The 16,982-nt window shown below is 40.8% G+C and carries 20 protein-coding genes and 5 tRNA genes; 2 read left to right on the forward strand and 23 right to left on the reverse strand.

Annotated features, from left to right (window positions below; translation table 11 throughout):
- Window positions 1-63 precede the first annotated feature (63 nt).
- The 21 genes from rplL to V5739_RS03215 all read right to left on the reverse strand — a co-directional run bounded on the left by rplL (window position 64) and on the right by V5739_RS03215 (window position 13,840).
- On the reverse strand, window positions 64-441 hold the full coding sequence (gene rplL, locus V5739_RS03115) for a 50S ribosomal protein L7/L12 (protein ID WP_266069942.1): 378 nt from the start codon (window positions 439-441) through the stop codon (window positions 64-66).
- Between the two features lie 58 nt (window positions 442-499).
- Complete coding sequence (rplJ, locus tag V5739_RS03120) at window positions 500-1,021, reverse strand: 50S ribosomal protein L10 (protein WP_266069941.1); 522 nt, start codon at window positions 1,019-1,021, stop codon at window positions 500-502.
- 12 nt (window positions 1,022-1,033) lie between these two features.
- On the reverse strand, window positions 1,034-1,732 hold the full coding sequence (gene rplA / locus V5739_RS03125) for a 50S ribosomal protein L1 (protein ID WP_266069940.1): 699 nt from the start codon (window positions 1,730-1,732) through the stop codon (window positions 1,034-1,036).
- A gap of 18 nt (window positions 1,733-1,750) precedes the next feature.
- A complete protein-coding gene (gene rplK, locus V5739_RS03130; protein WP_266069938.1) occupies window positions 1,751-2,188 on the reverse strand; it encodes a 50S ribosomal protein L11 in 438 nt (145 codons plus the stop codon).
- Between the two features lie 76 nt (window positions 2,189-2,264).
- Window positions 2,265-2,816: a transcription termination/antitermination protein NusG gene (gene nusG / locus V5739_RS03135; protein ID WP_029035716.1), complete on the reverse strand. Its 552-nt coding sequence runs from the start codon at window positions 2,814-2,816 to the stop codon at window positions 2,265-2,267.
- An 11-nt stretch (window positions 2,817-2,827) separates the two neighbouring features.
- Window positions 2,828-3,025, reverse strand: a complete 198-nt coding sequence (secE, locus tag V5739_RS03140; RefSeq protein ID WP_266069936.1) for a preprotein translocase subunit SecE — start codon at window positions 3,023-3,025, stop codon at window positions 2,828-2,830.
- A gap of 138 nt (window positions 3,026-3,163) precedes the next feature.
- Window positions 3,164-3,236, reverse strand: a tRNA-Trp gene (locus V5739_RS03145).
- Between the two features lie 57 nt (window positions 3,237-3,293).
- Window positions 3,294-4,481, reverse strand: coding sequence for an elongation factor Tu (tuf, locus tag V5739_RS03150; protein ID WP_266069935.1), 1,188 nt, complete (start codon window positions 4,479-4,481; stop codon window positions 3,294-3,296).
- Window positions 4,482-4,539: 58 nt separating this feature from the next.
- Window positions 4,540-4,611, reverse strand: a tRNA-Thr gene (locus V5739_RS03155).
- Between the two features lie 263 nt (window positions 4,612-4,874).
- Window positions 4,875-4,950, reverse strand: a tRNA-Gly gene (locus V5739_RS03160).
- A 76-nt stretch (window positions 4,951-5,026) separates the two neighbouring features.
- Window positions 5,027-5,109: transfer RNA gene (locus V5739_RS03165), tRNA-Tyr, on the reverse strand.
- Window positions 5,110-5,259: 150 nt separating this feature from the next.
- Window positions 5,260-5,333, reverse strand: a tRNA-Thr gene (locus V5739_RS03170).
- A 97-nt stretch (window positions 5,334-5,430) separates the two neighbouring features.
- Window positions 5,431-5,736 (reverse strand): ribosome hibernation-promoting factor, HPF/YfiA family, encoded by a 306-nt coding sequence (hpf, locus tag V5739_RS03175; RefSeq protein WP_266069934.1) that lies wholly within the window; start codon window positions 5,734-5,736, stop codon window positions 5,431-5,433.
- A gap of 29 nt (window positions 5,737-5,765) precedes the next feature.
- A complete protein-coding gene (locus V5739_RS03180; protein WP_423819604.1) occupies window positions 5,766-6,671 on the reverse strand; it encodes a tyrosine-type recombinase/integrase in 906 nt (301 codons plus the stop codon).
- An 88-nt stretch (window positions 6,672-6,759) separates the two neighbouring features.
- Window positions 6,760-6,954: a 30S ribosomal protein S21 gene (rpsU, locus tag V5739_RS03185; protein WP_266069931.1), complete on the reverse strand. Its 195-nt coding sequence runs from the start codon at window positions 6,952-6,954 to the stop codon at window positions 6,760-6,762.
- A gap of 229 nt (window positions 6,955-7,183) precedes the next feature.
- Window positions 7,184-8,353 (reverse strand): acyl-CoA dehydrogenase family protein, encoded by a 1,170-nt coding sequence (locus V5739_RS03190; RefSeq protein WP_423819605.1) that lies wholly within the window; start codon window positions 8,351-8,353, stop codon window positions 7,184-7,186.
- A 59-nt stretch (window positions 8,354-8,412) separates the two neighbouring features.
- The gene (locus V5739_RS03195) at window positions 8,413-9,291 is read right to left on the reverse strand and encodes a ComEA family DNA-binding protein (protein ID WP_423819606.1); all 879 of its coding nucleotides are present in this window, start codon (window positions 9,289-9,291) and stop codon (window positions 8,413-8,415) included.
- A 15-nt stretch (window positions 9,292-9,306) separates the two neighbouring features.
- Window positions 9,307-11,394 carry an amino acid carrier protein gene (locus V5739_RS03200; RefSeq protein ID WP_423819607.1) on the reverse strand — a complete coding sequence of 696 codons (2,088 nt, stop codon included), beginning with the start codon at window positions 11,392-11,394 and terminating at the stop codon, window positions 9,307-9,309.
- Window positions 11,395-11,530: 136 nt separating this feature from the next.
- Entirely contained in the window at window positions 11,531-11,761 is a 231-nt protein-coding gene (locus V5739_RS03205) for a PspC domain-containing protein (RefSeq protein ID WP_266069923.1), read from the reverse strand.
- 12 nt (window positions 11,762-11,773) lie between these two features.
- Window positions 11,774-13,063, reverse strand: a complete 1,290-nt coding sequence (locus tag V5739_RS03210) for a DUF2851 family protein (protein WP_423819608.1) — start codon at window positions 13,061-13,063, stop codon at window positions 11,774-11,776.
- A 78-nt stretch (window positions 13,064-13,141) separates the two neighbouring features.
- Window positions 13,142-13,840, reverse strand: a complete 699-nt coding sequence (locus V5739_RS03215) for a GDSL-type esterase/lipase family protein (protein WP_423819609.1) — start codon at window positions 13,838-13,840, stop codon at window positions 13,142-13,144.
- A 196-nt stretch (window positions 13,841-14,036) separates the two neighbouring features.
- On the opposite strand from V5739_RS03215, the gene V5739_RS03220 reads away from it, so the two are divergent.
- On the forward strand, window positions 14,037-14,213 hold the full coding sequence (locus tag V5739_RS03220) for a hypothetical protein (RefSeq protein ID WP_423819610.1): 177 nt from the start codon (window positions 14,037-14,039) through the stop codon (window positions 14,211-14,213).
- Window positions 14,210-14,593 (forward strand): hypothetical protein, encoded by a 384-nt coding sequence (locus V5739_RS03225; RefSeq protein WP_423819611.1) that lies wholly within the window; start codon window positions 14,210-14,212, stop codon window positions 14,591-14,593. The genes V5739_RS03220 and V5739_RS03225 overlap by 4 nt, the downstream gene beginning before the upstream one ends.
- 72 nt (window positions 14,594-14,665) lie before the next feature.
- Here the strand turns inward: V5739_RS03225 and V5739_RS03230 are convergent, their stop codons facing one another.
- Together V5739_RS03230 and V5739_RS03235 are read right to left on the reverse strand one after the other, a co-directional pair.
- The gene (locus V5739_RS03230; protein WP_423819612.1) at window positions 14,666-15,646 is read right to left on the reverse strand and encodes a PLP-dependent cysteine synthase family protein; all 981 of its coding nucleotides are present in this window, start codon (window positions 15,644-15,646) and stop codon (window positions 14,666-14,668) included.
- Between the two features lie 92 nt (window positions 15,647-15,738).
- Entirely contained in the window at window positions 15,739-16,974 is a 1,236-nt protein-coding gene (locus V5739_RS03235; RefSeq protein ID WP_423819613.1) for an ABC transporter permease, read from the reverse strand.
- Window positions 16,975-16,982 lie beyond the last annotated feature (8 nt).

Raw genomic sequence — 16,982 nt, forward strand, 5'->3', positions numbered from 1 at the left:
ATGGTTTAGACCTCAGAGAACCTAATCTCCGGGTCTAAACCTATATGTGTCTGTGGGTTTAGCTTATTTAAGCTCAACCTCAGCTCCTGCTTCTTCTAACTGTGCTTTTAATGCTTCAGCTTCGTCTTTAGAAACTCCCTCTTTTACTGGTTTTGGAGCACCATCTACCAATTCTTTAGCATCTTTCAAGCCAAGACCGGTAAGTTCTTTTACTAATTTCACTACGGCTAGTTTAGATCCACCCGGAGCTTTAAGGATTACGTCAAACTCAGACTGCTCTTCAGCGGCTTCTTCACCACCAGCAGCAGCACCACCAGCAACAGCAACAGCCGCAGCAGCAGGCTCGATACCGTATTCCTCTTTCAAAATATCAGCTAATTCATTAACTTCTTTAACTGTTAAGTTAACTAATTGTTCTGCAAAATCTTTTAAATCTGCCATTTTCTATCGTTTTTAAAATGTAATGTAATTTATATTTATTAAAAAGTGCGTACTATGCTTACTCTTCTTTCTCAGAAAGAGTCTTAAGAATTCCTGCGATTTTACCACCACCAGATTTAAGTGCCGAAATAACATTTTTGGCAGGTGATTGTAACAGTCCAACGATATCTCCAATAACTTCTTCTTTAGATTTGATGTTAACCAGGGTATCCAGTTTATCATCTCCAATGAATATAGCCTCTTCAATAAACGCGCCTTTTAGTAAAGGGCGGTCAGATTTTTTTCTGAATTCTTTAATTACTTTAGCTGGTGCATTTCCAGTTTCAGAAAACATGATGGAAGTATTTCCTTTCAAAATAGAAGGAAGTTCTCCAAAATCTTTACCTGAACTTTCCATGGCCTTAGCCAAAAGTGTGTTCTTAACTACCGCCAGCTTTACGTTCGCTTTAAAACAAGCTCTACGCAAGTTTGATGTATTCAATGCATTTAAGCCTGAAATATCTGCTAGGTAAATAGTGGTATTATCAGCTAACTGGGCAGTTAAATCTTCAATTACTCTTGATTTTTCTTCTCTTGTCATAATCCAATAATATTATTGCTCAGTGAACCTTTTAGTATCAATTTCAACACTAGGGCTCATTGTGCTTGACATGTGGATACTTTTAATATACACACCTTTAGCAGCCGTAGGTTTCAATTTAACCAGGGTAGTTAATAATTCTCTTGCGTTACCTGCTATTTTCTCAGCTTCGAATGAAGCTTTTCCAATACCGGCATGAACAATACCAGTCTTATCTACTTTGAAATCGATCTTACCGGCTTTCACATCAGATACTGCCTTGGCAACATCCATAGTTACAGTTCCGGTTTTTGGGTTTGGCATTAAGCCTCTTGGCCCAAGGATACGTCCTAAAGGTCCTAGTTTACCCATAACGCTGGGCATAGTGATGATTACATCAACATCTGTCCAGCCACCTTTGATCTTATCAAGGTATTCATCTAAACCAACATAATCTGCGCCAGCTTCTTTAGCTTCTGCTTCCTTATCGGGAGTTACAAGAGCTAATACTTTAACGTCTTTACCAGTACCGTGTGGTAAAGTTACTACGCCACGCACCATTTGATTAGCCTTACGTGGATCTACGTTCAAACGAACAGCGATATCCACAGAAGGATCAAAATTCACATTGGTTATATCTTTTATTAAAGCCGAAGCCTCTGCCACCGAATAAGTCTTACCTTTTTCAATCTTAGATTGTGCTTCCTTTTGCTTTTTAGTCAATCTTGCCATTTCTAATTTCTTTTTGGATTAAAAAGGTGCCTGTCCTTTTACAGTAATTCCCATAGATCTTGCTGTTCCAGCTACCATCTTCATTGCAGATTCTAAAGTAAATGCATTTAGATCCTGCATCTTATCTTCAGCAATGGTTCTTACCTGATCCCAAGAAACACTAGCTATTTTCTTACGGTTTGGCTCACCAGAACCCTTCTTAGCTTTCGCAGCTTCCAAAATTTGCACTGCAGCCGGGGGAGTTTTAATTACAAAATCAAAAGATTTATCTTTGTACACTGTAATAACAACAGGCAATACTTTTCCCTGTTTATCCTGGGTTCTTCCGTTAAATTGCTTACAGAACTCCATGATATTAACTCCGGCAGCACCTAAAGCTGGTCCAACTGGTGGTGATGGGTTAGCAGCACCTCCGCGAACTTGTAACTTAACAACCTTACTTACTTCTTTTGCCATTTTATTAATTTTAAGATGATAGTTTTGTTAGTGGAAGCATACTAAAACTATCCAAAAATATATAGTGTAACAGTTATTATACTTTTTCTACCTGCATGTAACTCAGTTCAAGCGGAGTTTTTCTTCCAAAAATCTTCACCATCACTTCAAGCTTACGCTTTTCTTCATTGATCTTTTCAACCGTACCATTAAAACCGTTAAAAGGACCATCAATTACTTTGATAGTCTCACCAATAGTAAAAGGAATCGCAACATTGTCTGCCTTTACAGAAAGCTCATCCACTTTACCTAACATTCGGTTAACTTCAGATTTTCTTAGCGGCACAGGATCTCCTCCTTTTGTCTCTCCTAAAAACCCAATAACACCATTGATTGATTTAATAATGTGAGGAATCTCTCCCCCAATATTAGCAAGGATCATTACGTAACCAGGGAAGTAAACACGTTCCTTATTCACCTTTTTGCCATTCCTTATTTGAATAACCTTTTCGGTTGGAACAAGAACTTCTTCAATAAAATCTTCAAGGCCTTCATGAGCGATCTCCCGCTCTATATATTCCTTAACCTTATTTTCCTGTCCGCTTACGGCACGAACTACATACCATTTTTTATCTTTCACCTCTGCCATTGCAATATTATTTATGATTTAATCCACTCAAAATATTGCTCTATAACACCGCTAAAAACAGTATCTACACCCCAGATCAACAATGCAAACACTATTGAAAACACAACCACAACCACAGTCAACTTTTGAGCTTCTGCCCATGCTGGCCAGGTCACGTGGTTCTTTAATTCATTATAGGACTCCGAAATGTAATTTGATATTCCTGCCATGGTATTAATTTTTTCAGCTTAATAAGTCATTAAGCACCGGCTCCCGTTATATCACCCCTTGTAGTGGAAAGAATTCTCGGTGGCCATGTGATTGATCACTATTATTAAAAAAGAGGTTTATATCGACCACTCTTTATGCACGGGTTGAGAGACTCGAACTCCCGACACCTGGTTTTGGAGACCAGTGCTCTACCAACTGAGCTAAACCCGTAAATATAAGTCAAGATATTCACCGGAGTGAATACCTTGACTTTTATACTAAACTATATTAGTCTAAAATTTCAGTAACCTGACCAGCACCTACTGTTCTACCACCTTCACGGATAGCGAAACGTAGACCAACATTCATTGCGATTGGCTGGATAAGATCTACAGTAATAGTAAGGTTATCACCTGGCATTACCATCTCAACTCCTTCAGGAAGGTTAATTGTTCCTGTTACGTCAGTTGTACGTACGTAGAACTGTGGACGGTAGTTGTTGTGGAATGGAGTGTGACGTCCACCTTCTTCTTTCTTAAGGATATAAACCTCAGCTTTGAATTTAGCGTGTGGAGTTACAGATCCTGGCTTGGTAATTACCATACCTCTTGAAATCTGAGTCTTTTCAATACCTCTTAGAAGGATACCAACGTTGTCACCAGCTTCACCTCTATCAAGGATCTTACGGAACATCTCAACTCCAGTAATTGTAGAAGTAAGTTTTCCAGCTCCCATACCAATGATCTCTACTGGATCACCAGTGTTAGCAACACCAGTTTCGATACGACCTGTAGCAACAGTACCACGACCAGTAATAGAGAATACATCTTCGATAGGCAATAGGAATGGCTTATCAACATCACGCTCTGGCAATTCAATCCAGTTATCAACAGCTTCCATCAATTGAAGCACAGTGTCAACCCACTGCTGCTCACCCTGAAGTGCTCCAAGAGCAGATCCAGAAATTACAGGACCATTATCTCCATCATATTCGTAGAAAGAAAGAAGATCTCTTACTTCCATCTCAACTAACTCAAGTAGCTCCTCATCATCAACAAGGTCAACTTTATTAAGGAACACAACGATTCTTGGAATACCTACCTGGCGCCCTAGAAGGATGTGCTCACGAGTTTGTGGCATAGGACCATCTGTAGCCGCAACCACAAGGATAGCACCGTCCATTTGAGCAGCACCAGTTACCATGTTCTTTACGTAATCGGCGTGACCAGGACAGTCAACGTGAGCGTAGTGACGCTTTTCAGTTGAATATTCAACGTGTGAAGAGTTAATTGTAATACCTCTTTCTTTTTCTTCCGGTGCGTTATCAATTTGATCAAAAGATCTAGCTTCTGAATAACCGGCATCAGCCATTACCTTAGTAATCGCTGCTGTTAAAGTTGTTTTTCCGTGATCTACGTGTCCAATAGTACCTATGTTCAGGTGCGGCTTGGACCGATCGTAAGTTTCCTTTGCCATAATTAATACTTATTTAATCTTAGTTATATATTAGTGTTCAATTTTACACAAACCTCAGAGCCAACGACGGGAATTGAACCCGTGACCTCTTCCTTACCAAGGAAACGCTCTACCCCTGAGCTACGTCGGCAAAAAAGCCTCCACCAAGCTTTTCTGGGGAGACGACTATAGGATTCAAAAATCCAGGCCCTACTTCCGGTTAACAGAAAAACACGCTAATAGCGCGAGAACCTCCGTTAAAAGAAGAACCTTTCTTCTTTGGTTCCCGGGAAATAAAACCGAAGTTCAACACCCGAAGAATTTATAATGAGTCACTTTCACTTTACAGCTCTAAGCTCCTCTTTTCTTCCAAAATCAAGACCCTTATACAAGCATCTTAAACCAGGAAAGATTTGGAGCGGGAGACCGGGTTCGAACCGGCGACATTCAGCTTGGAAGGCTGACGCTCTACCAACTGAGCTACTCCCGCAATTTTCAAACTCCAGGCCTCAAGCACCAAATCCCAACTTGGTGTTTGGAATTTGTTATCTGGAATTCAATTTTTGTGGGGAGAGCAGGATTCGAACCTGCGAAGTTAAAAAACAACAGATTTACAGTCTGTCCTCGTTGGCCGCTTGAGTATCTCCCCAATTAATTCTTTCAGTATTTCACAGAACCATCGCTTTGGAATGGCTTATTTTTAGAAGCCGCAAATTAATAAAAAATTAATTTAGCAACCAAAGCTTTTTTTTTCAAAATTTCAAGAACTTTAAAAATCAAATAAAATTTGACTTTTTAGAGCCGATGGAGGGACTCGAACCCACGACCTGCTGATTACAAATCAGCTGCTCTAGCCAGCTGAGCTACATCGGCAAAACTTTTTCTTTTTCATAAAAAAAGTCCGCTATTTCTAACGGACTGCAAATGTATAAATTAATATTTGTTCTCAAAACATTTGATGAAAAATATTTTAAGCTACCTGCACATTAAATTTGCGCTTGCGCTTTTGAAGCTGCCTCTCAAGTGAACTAACACATTCATCTACACCTACTTCAAATCTCCTGCCCCTTTTTTTACAAATTATTTCATCTCCCGGAATACTTAGTAAAATTTCTGAAATTTTATTTTCCTTATCACTCGCTTTCTCCACTTTGAGGTACACATCGGCATAAATTACATTGTCGAAATGATTTTCAAGTTTGTCAAGCTTTTGCTGAATAAGGTTAACCAGTTTTTGATCGGCGTGGAAGTTCACGGATTGCACATTGACTTTCATAAAAATTGAAGTTTTTAATTAGACAAATTCTATAACACCTTCTTGTTGTTCCTTGGATGCGCATTGCGGTAGACCTTATTAAGCTCAGCCATGCTGTTATGAGTATAAACCTGGGTAGCAGCAAGGCTGGAATGCCCCAAAAGTTCCTTAACAGCATTTAAATGAGCACCCTGGTTCAATAAGTGAGTGGCAAAGGAGTGCCGCAGGATATGCGGACTCTTCTTTAGCTTACTCGAGATACCTCTAAAGTAATTATTTATTGTGCGGTAAACAAGCGAATCATAGGTTTTAACGCCTGCTGCTGTCAAAAATAAAAAGTCTTCTGAAACAGCATTTTTGACACCTTCCCTCTCATTGAGATACCCCTTTAATGTATTCACAACACCAGGTAAAAGCGGCACAAACCTCTCTTTATTCCCTTTACCTTTTACCTTTAGAAGACCAGTAGTCATATCTAAATCCTGCAACCTTATATTTATGAGCTCACTTCGCCTTATCCCGGTTGAATAGAAAAGTTCAACCATCAGTTTATTTCTAACTTCTTCAAAACCTTCAGCCTGCACCTGCCCCAGGACCTGTTCCATTTCTCCTTCAGAAAATGGCACCTGCAGGTTGCGTGAAGTCTTTAAAGCCCTGTGTTTTGCTAAAGGAGAAATTTCCAGCTGCTTTGACTTCTGAAGAAAACGATAAAAAGCTTTTAAAGAAGATACCTTTCGGTTAATACTATTATTGGACATGCCCTGCTCAACCAGCTGCACAATCCAGCTACGCACCTGGGAGTAATTAACCTGCTTGAGATCCTCCTGCCCGTAAGTTTCAGCGATAAAACCGGCAAAAGAAAGAAGATCGGCCCGGTATGCCGTGACCGTGTGAACCGAATTCTTTTTTTCCAGTTCCAGGTAATCAAAAAATGAAGTGTAAATATTTTGGGGCATAAAAAAACTGTTGACAAACAAAGTTATAAAACTTTATCTATCAACAGTTAATATTATATACCTAAGAACTCAGGCTTAAGAATTGATACTAGATCTCTTCCTGATCTCTTAGATGCTGAATGTAAGCAGCTTTTTGGACTTGAGCCCTACGTTCTACCGACGGTTTTGTAAATGCCTGACGATCTCTCAACTGACGCATTGTTCCTGTGCGATCAAATTTACGCTTGAAACGCTTCAGCGCTCTATCAATATTCTCTCCGTCTTTAACTGGTATAATTAACATAGTGTCACCTCCTTTCTTTAAAAATTATTTTCGAGCTGCAAAGATAATCGTTAATTGTAAACTCGCAATTTTAATTTGTTTTATTTCTTTAAAAAAATTTCCAAGCACCAAACTCCAATTTGAAGTTTAAAGAATCAGTTCCAGGCGGGCAGTAGGATCAGATTTAAGATAACCTGGAGCTTCAACTGGAAAACTTCCAAACCTTGAACCCTGAACTTTAAACCTTGAACTACTGGGCCGCCGGCTTATATTCCTTCCCGTCAATCACCATTTTAGCGATGATCTCGCGAAGAATTTCTGAAGTCCCGCCTCCAATAGGCCCCAGGCGGCTATCCCTCAACAACCGCGCTAATGGATAATCTTCCATGTAGCCATATCCCCCCAAAAACTGAAGGCACTTGTAAATAACCTCATCGGCTATTTTTGTAGAAAGCAGCTTAGACATACTGGCTTCTTTAACCACATAAACCCCGCGGTGCATCCTTTCGGCAATAGAATAATTAAATTCTTTTGCCATCTCCACCTCGCTGGCCATATCGGCATAGCTGTGACGCAGAGCCTGGAACTTATCTATGGTTCTCCCAAAAGCTTCCCTTTCTTTCATATACTTCAAAGTATAGTCTAAGGCAAACTCTGCACGGGCATGGGAGTTGATCCCCATAATCAGCCTTTCAAAAGCAAAGTGCTGCATGATGTAAGGAAAGCCTTTACCCTCCTCCCCCATAAGGTTTGAAGCTGGTACTTCTACATTATCAAAAGCAATCTCGGCAGTATCTGATGCCCTCCAGCCCAGTTTATTCAGTTTTGTGGCCGAAATACCGGGAGTTTCACGGTCTATCACAAAAATGCTCATCCCTTTCCCTTTTAGCTCGGGAGCAGTCTTTGCAGCTACAACAAGATAATCTGAATAGACTCCATTCGTAATAAAAGTCTTGGAGCCATTAATGACATATTTATCCCCTTTTTTAACCGCAGTAGTCCTCATTCCGGCAACATCACTCCCGCCAGAAGGCTCACTAATACAAAGACAGCCAATCTTTTCTCCGCTAATACTGGGTGTCAGATACTTTTCTTTGATGCGGTGATCTCCCTCTTTGTCAAGGTGCGTCATTGCAAGATATGCATGCGCCCACATAGCCGCTGCAAATCCGCCACTATTGATCTTTTGTAACTCTTCAAGAAAAATCACAGTATAGAAAATATCGAGATTTAATCCTCCATATTCTTCGGAATAATTGAGGCCGAAATATCCCATTTCTCCAAATTTCTCCCAGATAAAGCGCTCAATAGTTCCTGTCTCCTCCCATTTTTCGATATGCGGAACCACCTCTTTTTGAAGGAATTCCTGAAAGCTTTTGCGGAATAATTCGTGTTCTTCTGTAAAATATCTGCTGTTCATAAAGTTTATTTCTGAATGTTTTTTTTTAAACCTGAAAATTTTCTGGGAATGCGAAAAACTTAGTTTTTCTGGTCAATGCTCAAATATAGGGCAATTCTGCCTAATTTTTCCAGAGGAAAATTCGGAATCTGCCCAAGTTCTTCCAGGCTCTTTATTTCTCCTGCCTCTTCCCGAAACTTCACAATTGCACGGGCCTGCTCGTAATTCAAGTACGGGATGCCGATGAGCTGCATAAGGCTTACCTTATTAATATCCAGCCGTTCTCCAGGCCATTGCTGCACCTCAAAGTGCAGCAGCAGCCTTTCCACAACTTCCGGAGATAAACCATAGACATCATTAAGCTGCACCTCTCCTCTAAAGCCGCCAAGCGAATTACGGTATTTCACAATCCTGGCAGAAAGTTTTTCCCCTATCCCATTAACCCGTTGCAGGTCTTCGGCCGTAGCGGTATTAATATCAGCTTTGGAAAGAGGTGTCAAAAATGCCTTTTTTGACACCCTGTTTTCTTCGGAAGTATTTCTGCGGAAAGTGGGAAACTGAAATGAGGGCGACAATATCTTCAGCAAAGAATCTGAAACTCCCGTGACCTCCTGAAATTCTTCAGCAGAATTGATCCATAGATCACGTTCCCGAAACTCATGAAGCCGGTCTATTTCAGCTACAGAAAGCCCCAGCAAGTAACCTTTATAATCTGAAATAAAGTTGGGATTAAAAGGCGCGACTGTCACCTCATCTCTTTCAGCCGCAACCTGCTTCAATGAATCCACAGCACGTTGCATTTCAGTGACAATTTTTTCTTCTTCAGGGTCTGGAAGGTCTTCCGAAGAAAAAAGAAAGAAAAAATAGATCCCCTGCAGGGCAATGATGATAGCTACCAAAACAAAAATCCCATTCTGTTGACTTCTGGTGAAAACAAAATGGGATTTCCAGTTTTTCATTATATAAATTAGGCCTTAAGAGGCTTTTTTCACCCGCTCTTTTTCAGGCTTGTGAAAAAGCTCGCCGGCTTTCAATTTTCTTGAGTATTCTCTAAGATCTTTTCTCACCTCACCAGACATGATGTAAAGCCCGATAATGTTAGGGAAAGACATAGCAAGGATCATCATATCTGAAAAGTCAAGAACAGCACCAAGGCTCACCGATGCTCCCACTACTACAAACACAAGGAAAAGTGCCTTATAGAGCAATTCCATATTCTTGCTTTTTCCGAAGAGAAAAGTCCAGGCTCTCATTCCGTAGTAAGACCAGGAGATCATTGTTGAAAAAGCGAACAAGAATACTGCTGCGGCAAGAACGTAAGGGAACCACGAGATCACACTACCAAAAGCGGTAGACGTTAATTCAACTCCTCCTACTCCTTCAACCTCGTGCATTCCTGTAAAAATAAGCACAAGCGCAGTAAGGGTACACACTACAACTGTATCGATAAAAGGCTCAAGAAGTGCCACAAAACCTTCAGACGGCGGATTGTTTGTCTTGGCGGCAGAATGCGCAATTGCGGCAGATCCTACCCCGGCCTCGTTGGAAAAAGCCGCTCTTTGGAAACCGACAATCAATACACCAATTACCCCACCTTTTAAGGCACTGGGGCTAAAGGCTCCATCCCAGATCGCAGCAAACGCCGGACCTATATTTTCAATATTCACACCAATGACAACCAGAGCTCCTACAATGTAGACTGCTGCCATAATTGGAACAATTTTCCCTGTTACTTTGGCAATACTGCTTATTCCACCAATGATCACAACTCCCACAAGAATTGCAACTACTACCCCAAAGATAAAGCCGTTACCAACAAGCGCAGGAAACTCACCCGCAAGAATTACAAAAGACTGGTTGGCCTGGAACATGTTTCCTCCTCCAAAGGAGGCTCCAATAGCAAGAATAGCAAAGAAAACCGCCAGGAATTTACCCAATCCGGCCATATTCCTCTTTTCAAGACCATACCTTAGATAATTCATAGGACCTCCAAAAACGCGTCCTTCAGAATTTATAAAGCGGTATTTTACTCCCAGGGTACACTCCACAAATTTGGACGACATCCCCAGAAGCCCTGCAAGGATCATCCAGAGAGTAGCTCCGGCTCCACCAAGGGAAATAGCAACAGCCACCCCGGCAATATTACCCAATCCTACCGTACCCGACACTGCAGTGGCAAGCGCCTGGAAGTGTGTTACCTGTCCGGGTGCGTTTGGATCGTCATATTTTCCTTTAGCAAGATCAAGAGCATGCTTAAACCCTCTAATATTTATAAAGCCCATTCTTATTGTAAAGAACAATGCTCCTAAAACGAGCCATATTACAATGAATGGGATATCTTTTTTCTGTAAATCTCCGTTAGGATGAAGTAATGGCACAGGCTGATCATATCTTATGGCAGCGAGATAATGTGCCCCCTGCTCAATAACATCTTCAACATTTTCTGAATTATAGATCATTCCCCCCTCCTTCACTAAATACTCGAGGGTACCTGTAGCATTTGCGTAGGCAGTACTTTCTTCTTCTCCATCCTGCAGCACAATGGCAATAGGCTCACCTTCTTCAACACGCTCTCCTTCGGCTTTAAGCCATTCTTTAAGGAGAAATCGACTATCGGTACGGGCTTCCCAATTTGGCGCTGCTACTCTTTTAATATCAGCATAGACCACAGGATCATAAATTCCAATAGCTGAGAATGGATCCCAAAATAGCACGCTACCCATACTTTCTACAATAGGAGCAAAGGTGCCATTGAAATGTTCTGTAATGGCTTTTGCCGGTACTTTAATTGTTTTGGTAACACTGTTGCTGTTGGCATCGGTAACGGTTACCGTATAATCTACACCTTCAATAAGACCTTCTGCCCGCGGGGCATCCAAAGGTGTGTCCTTTTTGGACCATTTGTACTGATAAGGAGGCGCCCCCCCTTGTACCTGAAGTTCAGCAAAGCCGTCATTGATCACCTTTGAAGGGTTTTCAACCTGGACTTCAACATCAAGGTTTTGGGCATAAGTAGTTAAAAAGAATACACAGAATAATAATGAAAGTATCGACTTTCTCATAAAAGGATTTTAGAATAATACTAAATGGAATTTTCGGCGAAGCAAGATGCTAAAAATATTAACGTTTTCAAATTTTATGAAGTTAAAATGCAAAGAAAACGTTAACCCATAAGACTTAAGAGAAATTTAGGCCTTTCTAAAGATCAAAAACTGATGTGCGTTTTGAGTAGATCATATCCTTAAACCTGAGCAGGAAAGCAAATGTGAGGTAAACTGCAAAACCTATCCCAAAAGTGGCAAACGAAAGGTAGATAAAGAACAACCTTACGTTTTTAGCTCTCATCCCAAGTTTATCGGCAAAGCGCGAAGAAACATAAAACCCATGTCTCTCAAAAAAGTTCCTTATTTGGTTCACCCATCTCTGCATATCACAAATATATTAAAAATGTGGTTGCTGTTGCAAGATTTCCAGGCCTACTGCACAATGTAAACAGGCTTTCCTGTCACAGTACTCTTTTTTTAACTGCAGTAATGCCTGTGATCTTAATGCATTCTTCACGATAGATGGCCTTAGGGTTTTAAATTTTTTGACTATTTCATTTTCCTCTGCAGTAACTGCTTCTATAAGGGGAGCCACTATCTCGAAAGCATCTTTCCCCTCACTTTTAAGATAGGCAAATTTTACAGGAACCACAGTATTCACGATGAGAAGATCCAGGAACTTCTTTCCCGGTTTCTTTATTCTCGCAGTGTGCCTGCGAGAAAAAGTGTAGTGCGTATTCCAGAATTCATTTAATCGCACTTCGAAAAGTTCATGAACCTGTTGCGTATTTTGACATTTTTGAAGCTTCGAAAACAGCGCGGCATGTTCACAATATACTGCTGCGAGCTGCACCAAGCGAATCTCAGGGAAGTTATCGGGCCTGAGACGAAAATACTTTACAGGCAGAACTCCTTTTCTACACAAGTTAAACTTATGCTGCAAATAGAGATAGATCTCTTTTAACTTTAAAAAATAAGGTTCTTCATGATCTTTTTCCAGCAGCCCCGCCTGCCCCAGTAGCAATGCTTCCATTTCGAGAGCATTTGCTCTCACTTTTCTTACTACCGAAAAAGGAATAGATCCCGAGATACTCAGAAAAGCCTCCCCATTAATATTGAGCCCAAAGTTTTTCGCCAACATTTGAAAAAGCACCGCCTCCCAATCTCCGGCAGTTTTTGAGAGGAGTTCTGAAATGAGGGAAGATTTTTTCTCCAGTCTTTCTACATATAGCCGCTCCAGCCAATTGTCTATTACAAAATCATCAATATTGGGCAGTTCTTTTTCGCAATTGATCCATTTCCCATGATCTTCTGCACACAACCTGTTATAGCTATTGAGGCTTTCAGGCAATACCAGAGACTGCAACTCCATCACCGGAAGTAGCGAATTATCCCTTCGGAAGATATCAACATCATGAACCCAGACAATATGAAGAATCACATTATCATAGGCAGGATCAGTTTCATGCCCATGCATGTACCAATCTGAAGAACGAATATGGACTTCGACATTCCCTGCCCATTCCTGATCGTTGATTCGAAGCCTTGAGTACAGAAAATCGGGACCTGAAAGCTCATTGTGCAGACCTGGCGAGATGACACTAACCACAGCGCCATCTACAGTTTTCATCTCCTGTAGATCGAACTTCTGAAACTGCCATAAATAGTGTAGATAATCTTCCCGCATCAAATAAAAGTATACAATATTCGCATACCTTATTGATACACAACTAAATAAAATGACAGATTCGTCTTACAACTAATGTTAATTTTCGATAAGCAACTTTTGCTTTACCTCCGGATAAAATTTCTCTACCCAACGGCGGTACATTTCCCCACTGGGATGAAGATTATCATCGGCAATTAATTCAGGTTGTTCTATTGCTTCACGGGAAATGGACGTAATATCATAGACCTCTATATTGAATTCTGAAGCTACTCCCTTAAAAACTTCATTGAATTCATCTATTTCACGTCCAATTTTTTCAGCATTTTCGGCACCAAAAGGCGTCACTCCATAATCGGGAATGCTCACTGCAAAAACCCCTGCTGCTCCATTAACCGAATGTGAAATGGCTTCTTTAAAAACTTCCTTCAGGTCTTCCCGATAAGTTTTTATAGATTTTCCCTGGTACTGATTATTTACCCCAATGAGCACCGAAACAAGATCATATTTTTCATTGTTTAGCAGCGCATCTATAGCCTTTAAAAAATCCTGAGTGGTCCAACCTGTAGTGGCAATGATCCTGGGATCTTCAATTTCAAACCCATCGGCTCTTAATTTTTCTACAAGCTGCACAGGCCATCTCATTTCGGGCGCTACACTTTCCCCTATAGTATAAGAATCTCCCAAAGCCAGGTATCGCAATGGCTGTTGCTCTACTACTGTAATATTTTCTGAAGAATTCTCTTTACATCCCGCAAACAGCATCAGCATTAAACAAATTACGGATATTTGTTTCATCAATTTCAGTTTTAAGTCACTAAATATACTATTCAACAGCAGCAATACAAATACTGACGGGAACTTTTTCAGAAATGATTAGTAAAAATGCCATTTTTGAGAGGACAACTTTCAGGAAATTCTTAATTCACGGTTAAAGAGGCTGCTGCTCGATTAATTTTCAGCTAAATATTTTATCTTACTCAAAACCTTGCCCATGAAACCCACACCACCTCCACCGGGAGAGCAAAACCCGGATAATAAAGCCGAAAAACCTCCAAAAAAGGAAAATAAATTCATGTCTCTGCTCAAAAAAGTAGGATTTAATATTTGGCTGGCAGTAATGGTTATTGGAGGCGCACTGGCTTTTGTTACAGCTCTGTTCCTGGTATGAAAAATATCTATCTGCTTTTCAGTATTTGCCTCGCAGCCTTTCTTCTGAATATGGCTTTAATAAAACTAGCTGTTGATTTACCCGAATTTTTCACTTCTCACCTCAATGATCTTTTATGCATGCCCATAGTTTTAAGTATATGCCTGTTTATCATTAGAAGCTTCAGCAGAAACAAGGGTATCAAAATTTCCCTTTTTTCAGCATGCTCTCTCGCGGCACTTTATTCTGTTTATTTTGAGCTTTATCTTCCCGATAACTCTACAAGATATACATCAGATGTAATAGATGTGATTTTATACTTTTTAGGTGCATTTGCTTTTTGGCTGGTTCAGGGAATGGAAGCAGGCAGGAAATCTTCAGCAATAAAAAAAGCTACCTAAAGTAAGAAATTAAGACAGCTCTCTATTATTTAAATCAGTAAGTCCTGGTTTTAGGTTCCAGCGAACATATTCTTAGTCAATATATCCCATTTTTCGCATCCATTCATCATTGAACATTTTACCTACATAGCGGCTGCCGTGATCGTGAAATAAGATTACCACCACATCATCCTTCTTAAAATGTTCTTTTAGCTGAAGCAGTCCTTTCATAGCAGCTCCTGCACTATTCCCAAGGAACATCCCCTCTTCTTTAGCCAGTCTTTGGGTATAAACCGCTGCATCTTTATCGGTTACCTTGGTAAAACCGTCAATAATGTCAAAATCTACATTCTTCGGAAGGATATCTTCCCCAATACCCTCTGTAACATATGGATAAATCTCCTTTTCATCAAACTCGCCGGTCTCATGATATTTTTTGAATACCGAACCATAGGTATCAACTCCCCAAACCTTCACATTGGGATTTTGCTCTTTCAGGTATTTTCCTACTCCCGAAATAGTTCCGCCGGTACCCACACCTACTACAAAATGTGTTACTTTTCCGTCGGTTTGCCTCCAGATTTCGGGCCCGGTACTCTCGTAGTGGGCTTTGGTATTGGAAAGGTTGTCGTACTGGTTCACATACCAGGAATTCGGGGTTTCTTCCGAAAGGCGTTTAGAAGTGGAATAGTAAGATTGAGGATCATCGGGCGCTACATCGGTTGGGCAAACCACAACCTCACTGCCTACGGCTCGTAAAATGTCAATTTTCTCCTTAGACTGTTTGTCGGCCATCACACAAACCATTCGGTAGCCCTTCACTATAGCGGCAAGAGCAAGCCCCATTCCGGTATTTCCCGAAGTCCCTTCAATAATGGTTCCCCCCGGCTTAAGAAGTCCGGCAGCTTCGGCATCTTCAATCATTTTCACCGCCATACGGTCCTTCACCGAATTTCCGGGGTTAAAAGTTTCATATTTTGCCAGCACCAAAGCATCTATACCTTCCGTAAGCTTATTGATCTTAACTAGAGGCGTATTTCCAATGGTACCTAGTATATTTTCAGCGTATTCCATATCTCAAATTTTCGGCTGCAAAGGTAAGAAAAAAAGCAGCTTTAGAAAGATTGCAAAAGGGATGCCGAAAATGGCATTTTTGACACTTCTTCCTAATCGAACTTCATGGCCTTTACCGGGGAGATCCTGGTAATGATAAAAGATGGAATAAGCAGTATTAGCATACACAAAAAGAGGGTACCTAAATTAACTGCTACAATATACTCCCAGCCAATGTACACAGGTGCTTCGGTCACATAATAAGTCTCGGGGTTTAGTGGAATAAGCTTGAGGTACTTTTGTGCAAATAACAGCCCCAGACCTATTAAATTTCCCCAGAAAAGACCCAGCAGGATTAAATATCCGGCGTTGTATAAAAAGATCTTTCTGACACTCCAGTCGCTGCTGCCCAGGGCTTTTAAAATGCCAATCATTTGTGTGCGTTCCAGGATAAGCACCAAAAGAGCGGTGATCATATTAATGCCTGCCACCAGAATCATGATCCCGATGATAAGCGCGACGTTAAAATCGAAAAGCGATAACCATTCAAAAAGGGAATAATACTGCTGCTTAATGGTACGGGTATCGAGAAATGAACCGGTATTCTCATAGATCTCCTGCCCTTTCTCTTCCAGCTGACCAAAATCTTTAAGAAAAACCTCGAAATTACCGACTTCATCTTTTTCCCAGCGGTTAATTCGCTGCACATGTCGAAGATCGCCCAACATATAAAGCTCATCAAACTCCTGAAAGCCAGAATTATAAATTCCCGTGATCTCAAAAGCCCTGATTAATGGCGTCCTGCTGGTTTCATCCCTTAAAAAATAAGTGACTGCCTTGTCTCCCACTTCCAAACCCAATCGGTTTGCAGTGTAGCGGGAAATAAGCACTTCATTATTCAGCCCTTCGCTAACGTTGGGCATTTTGCCTGCTACCAGGAAATCTTCAAAATATTCCCAGTTAAAATCGGGCCCAACTCCTTTCACGATGATACCCTCAAAGTCGGTTTCAGTCCTTATTACTCCGCCAAGATAGGCCGTGGCCTGGATGTGATCAATTCCCTCTACACTGGTAAATTCGGGATAAAAATCCTGGTCGGTCGAGATAGGCGTTAAAGAAACCTGTGAATTGTTGTTGTCATAGCTCGAAATGGTGATATGACCGGTAAAAGCCGACATCTTTTCTCTTATCTTCTGCTGCAGTCCCAGGCTTGTAGCAAAAGCTACCAGCATCATTATCACGCCAATAGCAATTGCAACAATTGCTATTTTTATTATAGGTGCCGATATGCTATTTTTGTGCTGCTTCGCACTAATAAGGCGCCTGGCGATAAACAATTCCAAATTCAAGAGTAGCT

It is taken from the genome of Salinimicrobium sp. TIG7-5_MAKvit (assembly GCF_049569215.1).
In the GTDB taxonomy this organism is placed as follows: Bacteria; Bacteroidota; Bacteroidia; order Flavobacteriales; family Flavobacteriaceae; genus Salinimicrobium; species Salinimicrobium profundisediminis.

Bases quoted from the DNA above. Each gene is read 5' to 3' on its own strand.
- rplA (WP_266069940.1), bottom strand. From the start codon at position 1,732: ATGGCAAGATTGACTAAAAAGCAAAAGGAAGCACAATCTAAGATTGAA.
- V5739_RS03220 (WP_423819610.1), top strand. From the start codon at position 14,037: ATGAAACCCACACCACCTCCACCGGGAGAGCAAAACCCGGATAATAAA.
- V5739_RS03200 (WP_423819607.1), bottom strand. From the start codon at position 11,394: ATGAGAAAGTCGATACTTTCATTATTATTCTGTGTATTCTTTTTAACT.
- V5739_RS03210 (WP_423819608.1), bottom strand. From the start codon at position 13,063: ATGCGGGAAGATTATCTACACTATTTATGGCAGTTTCAGAAGTTCGAT.
- rplL (WP_266069942.1), bottom strand. From the start codon at position 441: ATGGCAGATTTAAAAGATTTTGCAGAACAATTAGTTAACTTAACAGTT.
- hpf (WP_266069934.1), bottom strand. From the start codon at position 5,736: ATGAAAGTCAATGTGCAATCCGTGAACTTCCACGCCGATCAAAAACTG.
- V5739_RS03205 (WP_266069923.1), bottom strand. From the start codon at position 11,761: ATGCAGAGATGGGTGAACCAAATAAGGAACTTTTTTGAGAGACATGGG.
- V5739_RS03225 (WP_423819611.1), top strand. From the start codon at position 14,210: ATGAAAAATATCTATCTGCTTTTCAGTATTTGCCTCGCAGCCTTTCTT.
- V5739_RS03180 (WP_423819604.1), bottom strand. From the start codon at position 6,671: ATGCCCCAAAATATTTACACTTCATTTTTTGATTACCTGGAACTGGAA.
- tuf (WP_266069935.1), bottom strand. From the start codon at position 4,481: ATGGCAAAGGAAACTTACGATCGGTCCAAGCCGCACCTGAACATAGGT.
- rpsU (WP_266069931.1), bottom strand. From the start codon at position 6,954: ATGTTAATTATACCAGTTAAAGACGGAGAGAATATTGATAGAGCGCTG.
- V5739_RS03215 (WP_423819609.1), bottom strand. From the start codon at position 13,840: ATGAAACAAATATCCGTAATTTGTTTAATGCTGATGCTGTTTGCGGGA.
- V5739_RS03190 (WP_423819605.1), bottom strand. From the start codon at position 8,353: ATGAACAGCAGATATTTTACAGAAGAACACGAATTATTCCGCAAAAGC.
- rplK (WP_266069938.1), bottom strand. From the start codon at position 2,188: ATGGCAAAAGAAGTAAGTAAGGTTGTTAAGTTACAAGTTCGCGGAGGT.
- secE (WP_266069936.1), bottom strand. From the start codon at position 3,025: ATGGCAGGAATATCAAATTACATTTCGGAGTCCTATAATGAATTAAAG.
- V5739_RS03230 (WP_423819612.1), bottom strand. From the start codon at position 15,646: ATGGAATACGCTGAAAATATACTAGGTACCATTGGAAATACGCCTCTA.
- V5739_RS03195 (WP_423819606.1), bottom strand. From the start codon at position 9,291: ATGAAAAACTGGAAATCCCATTTTGTTTTCACCAGAAGTCAACAGAAT.
- nusG (WP_029035716.1), bottom strand. From the start codon at position 2,816: ATGGCAGAGGTGAAAGATAAAAAATGGTATGTAGTTCGTGCCGTAAGC.
- rplJ (WP_266069941.1), bottom strand. From the start codon at position 1,021: ATGACAAGAGAAGAAAAATCAAGAGTAATTGAAGATTTAACTGCCCAG.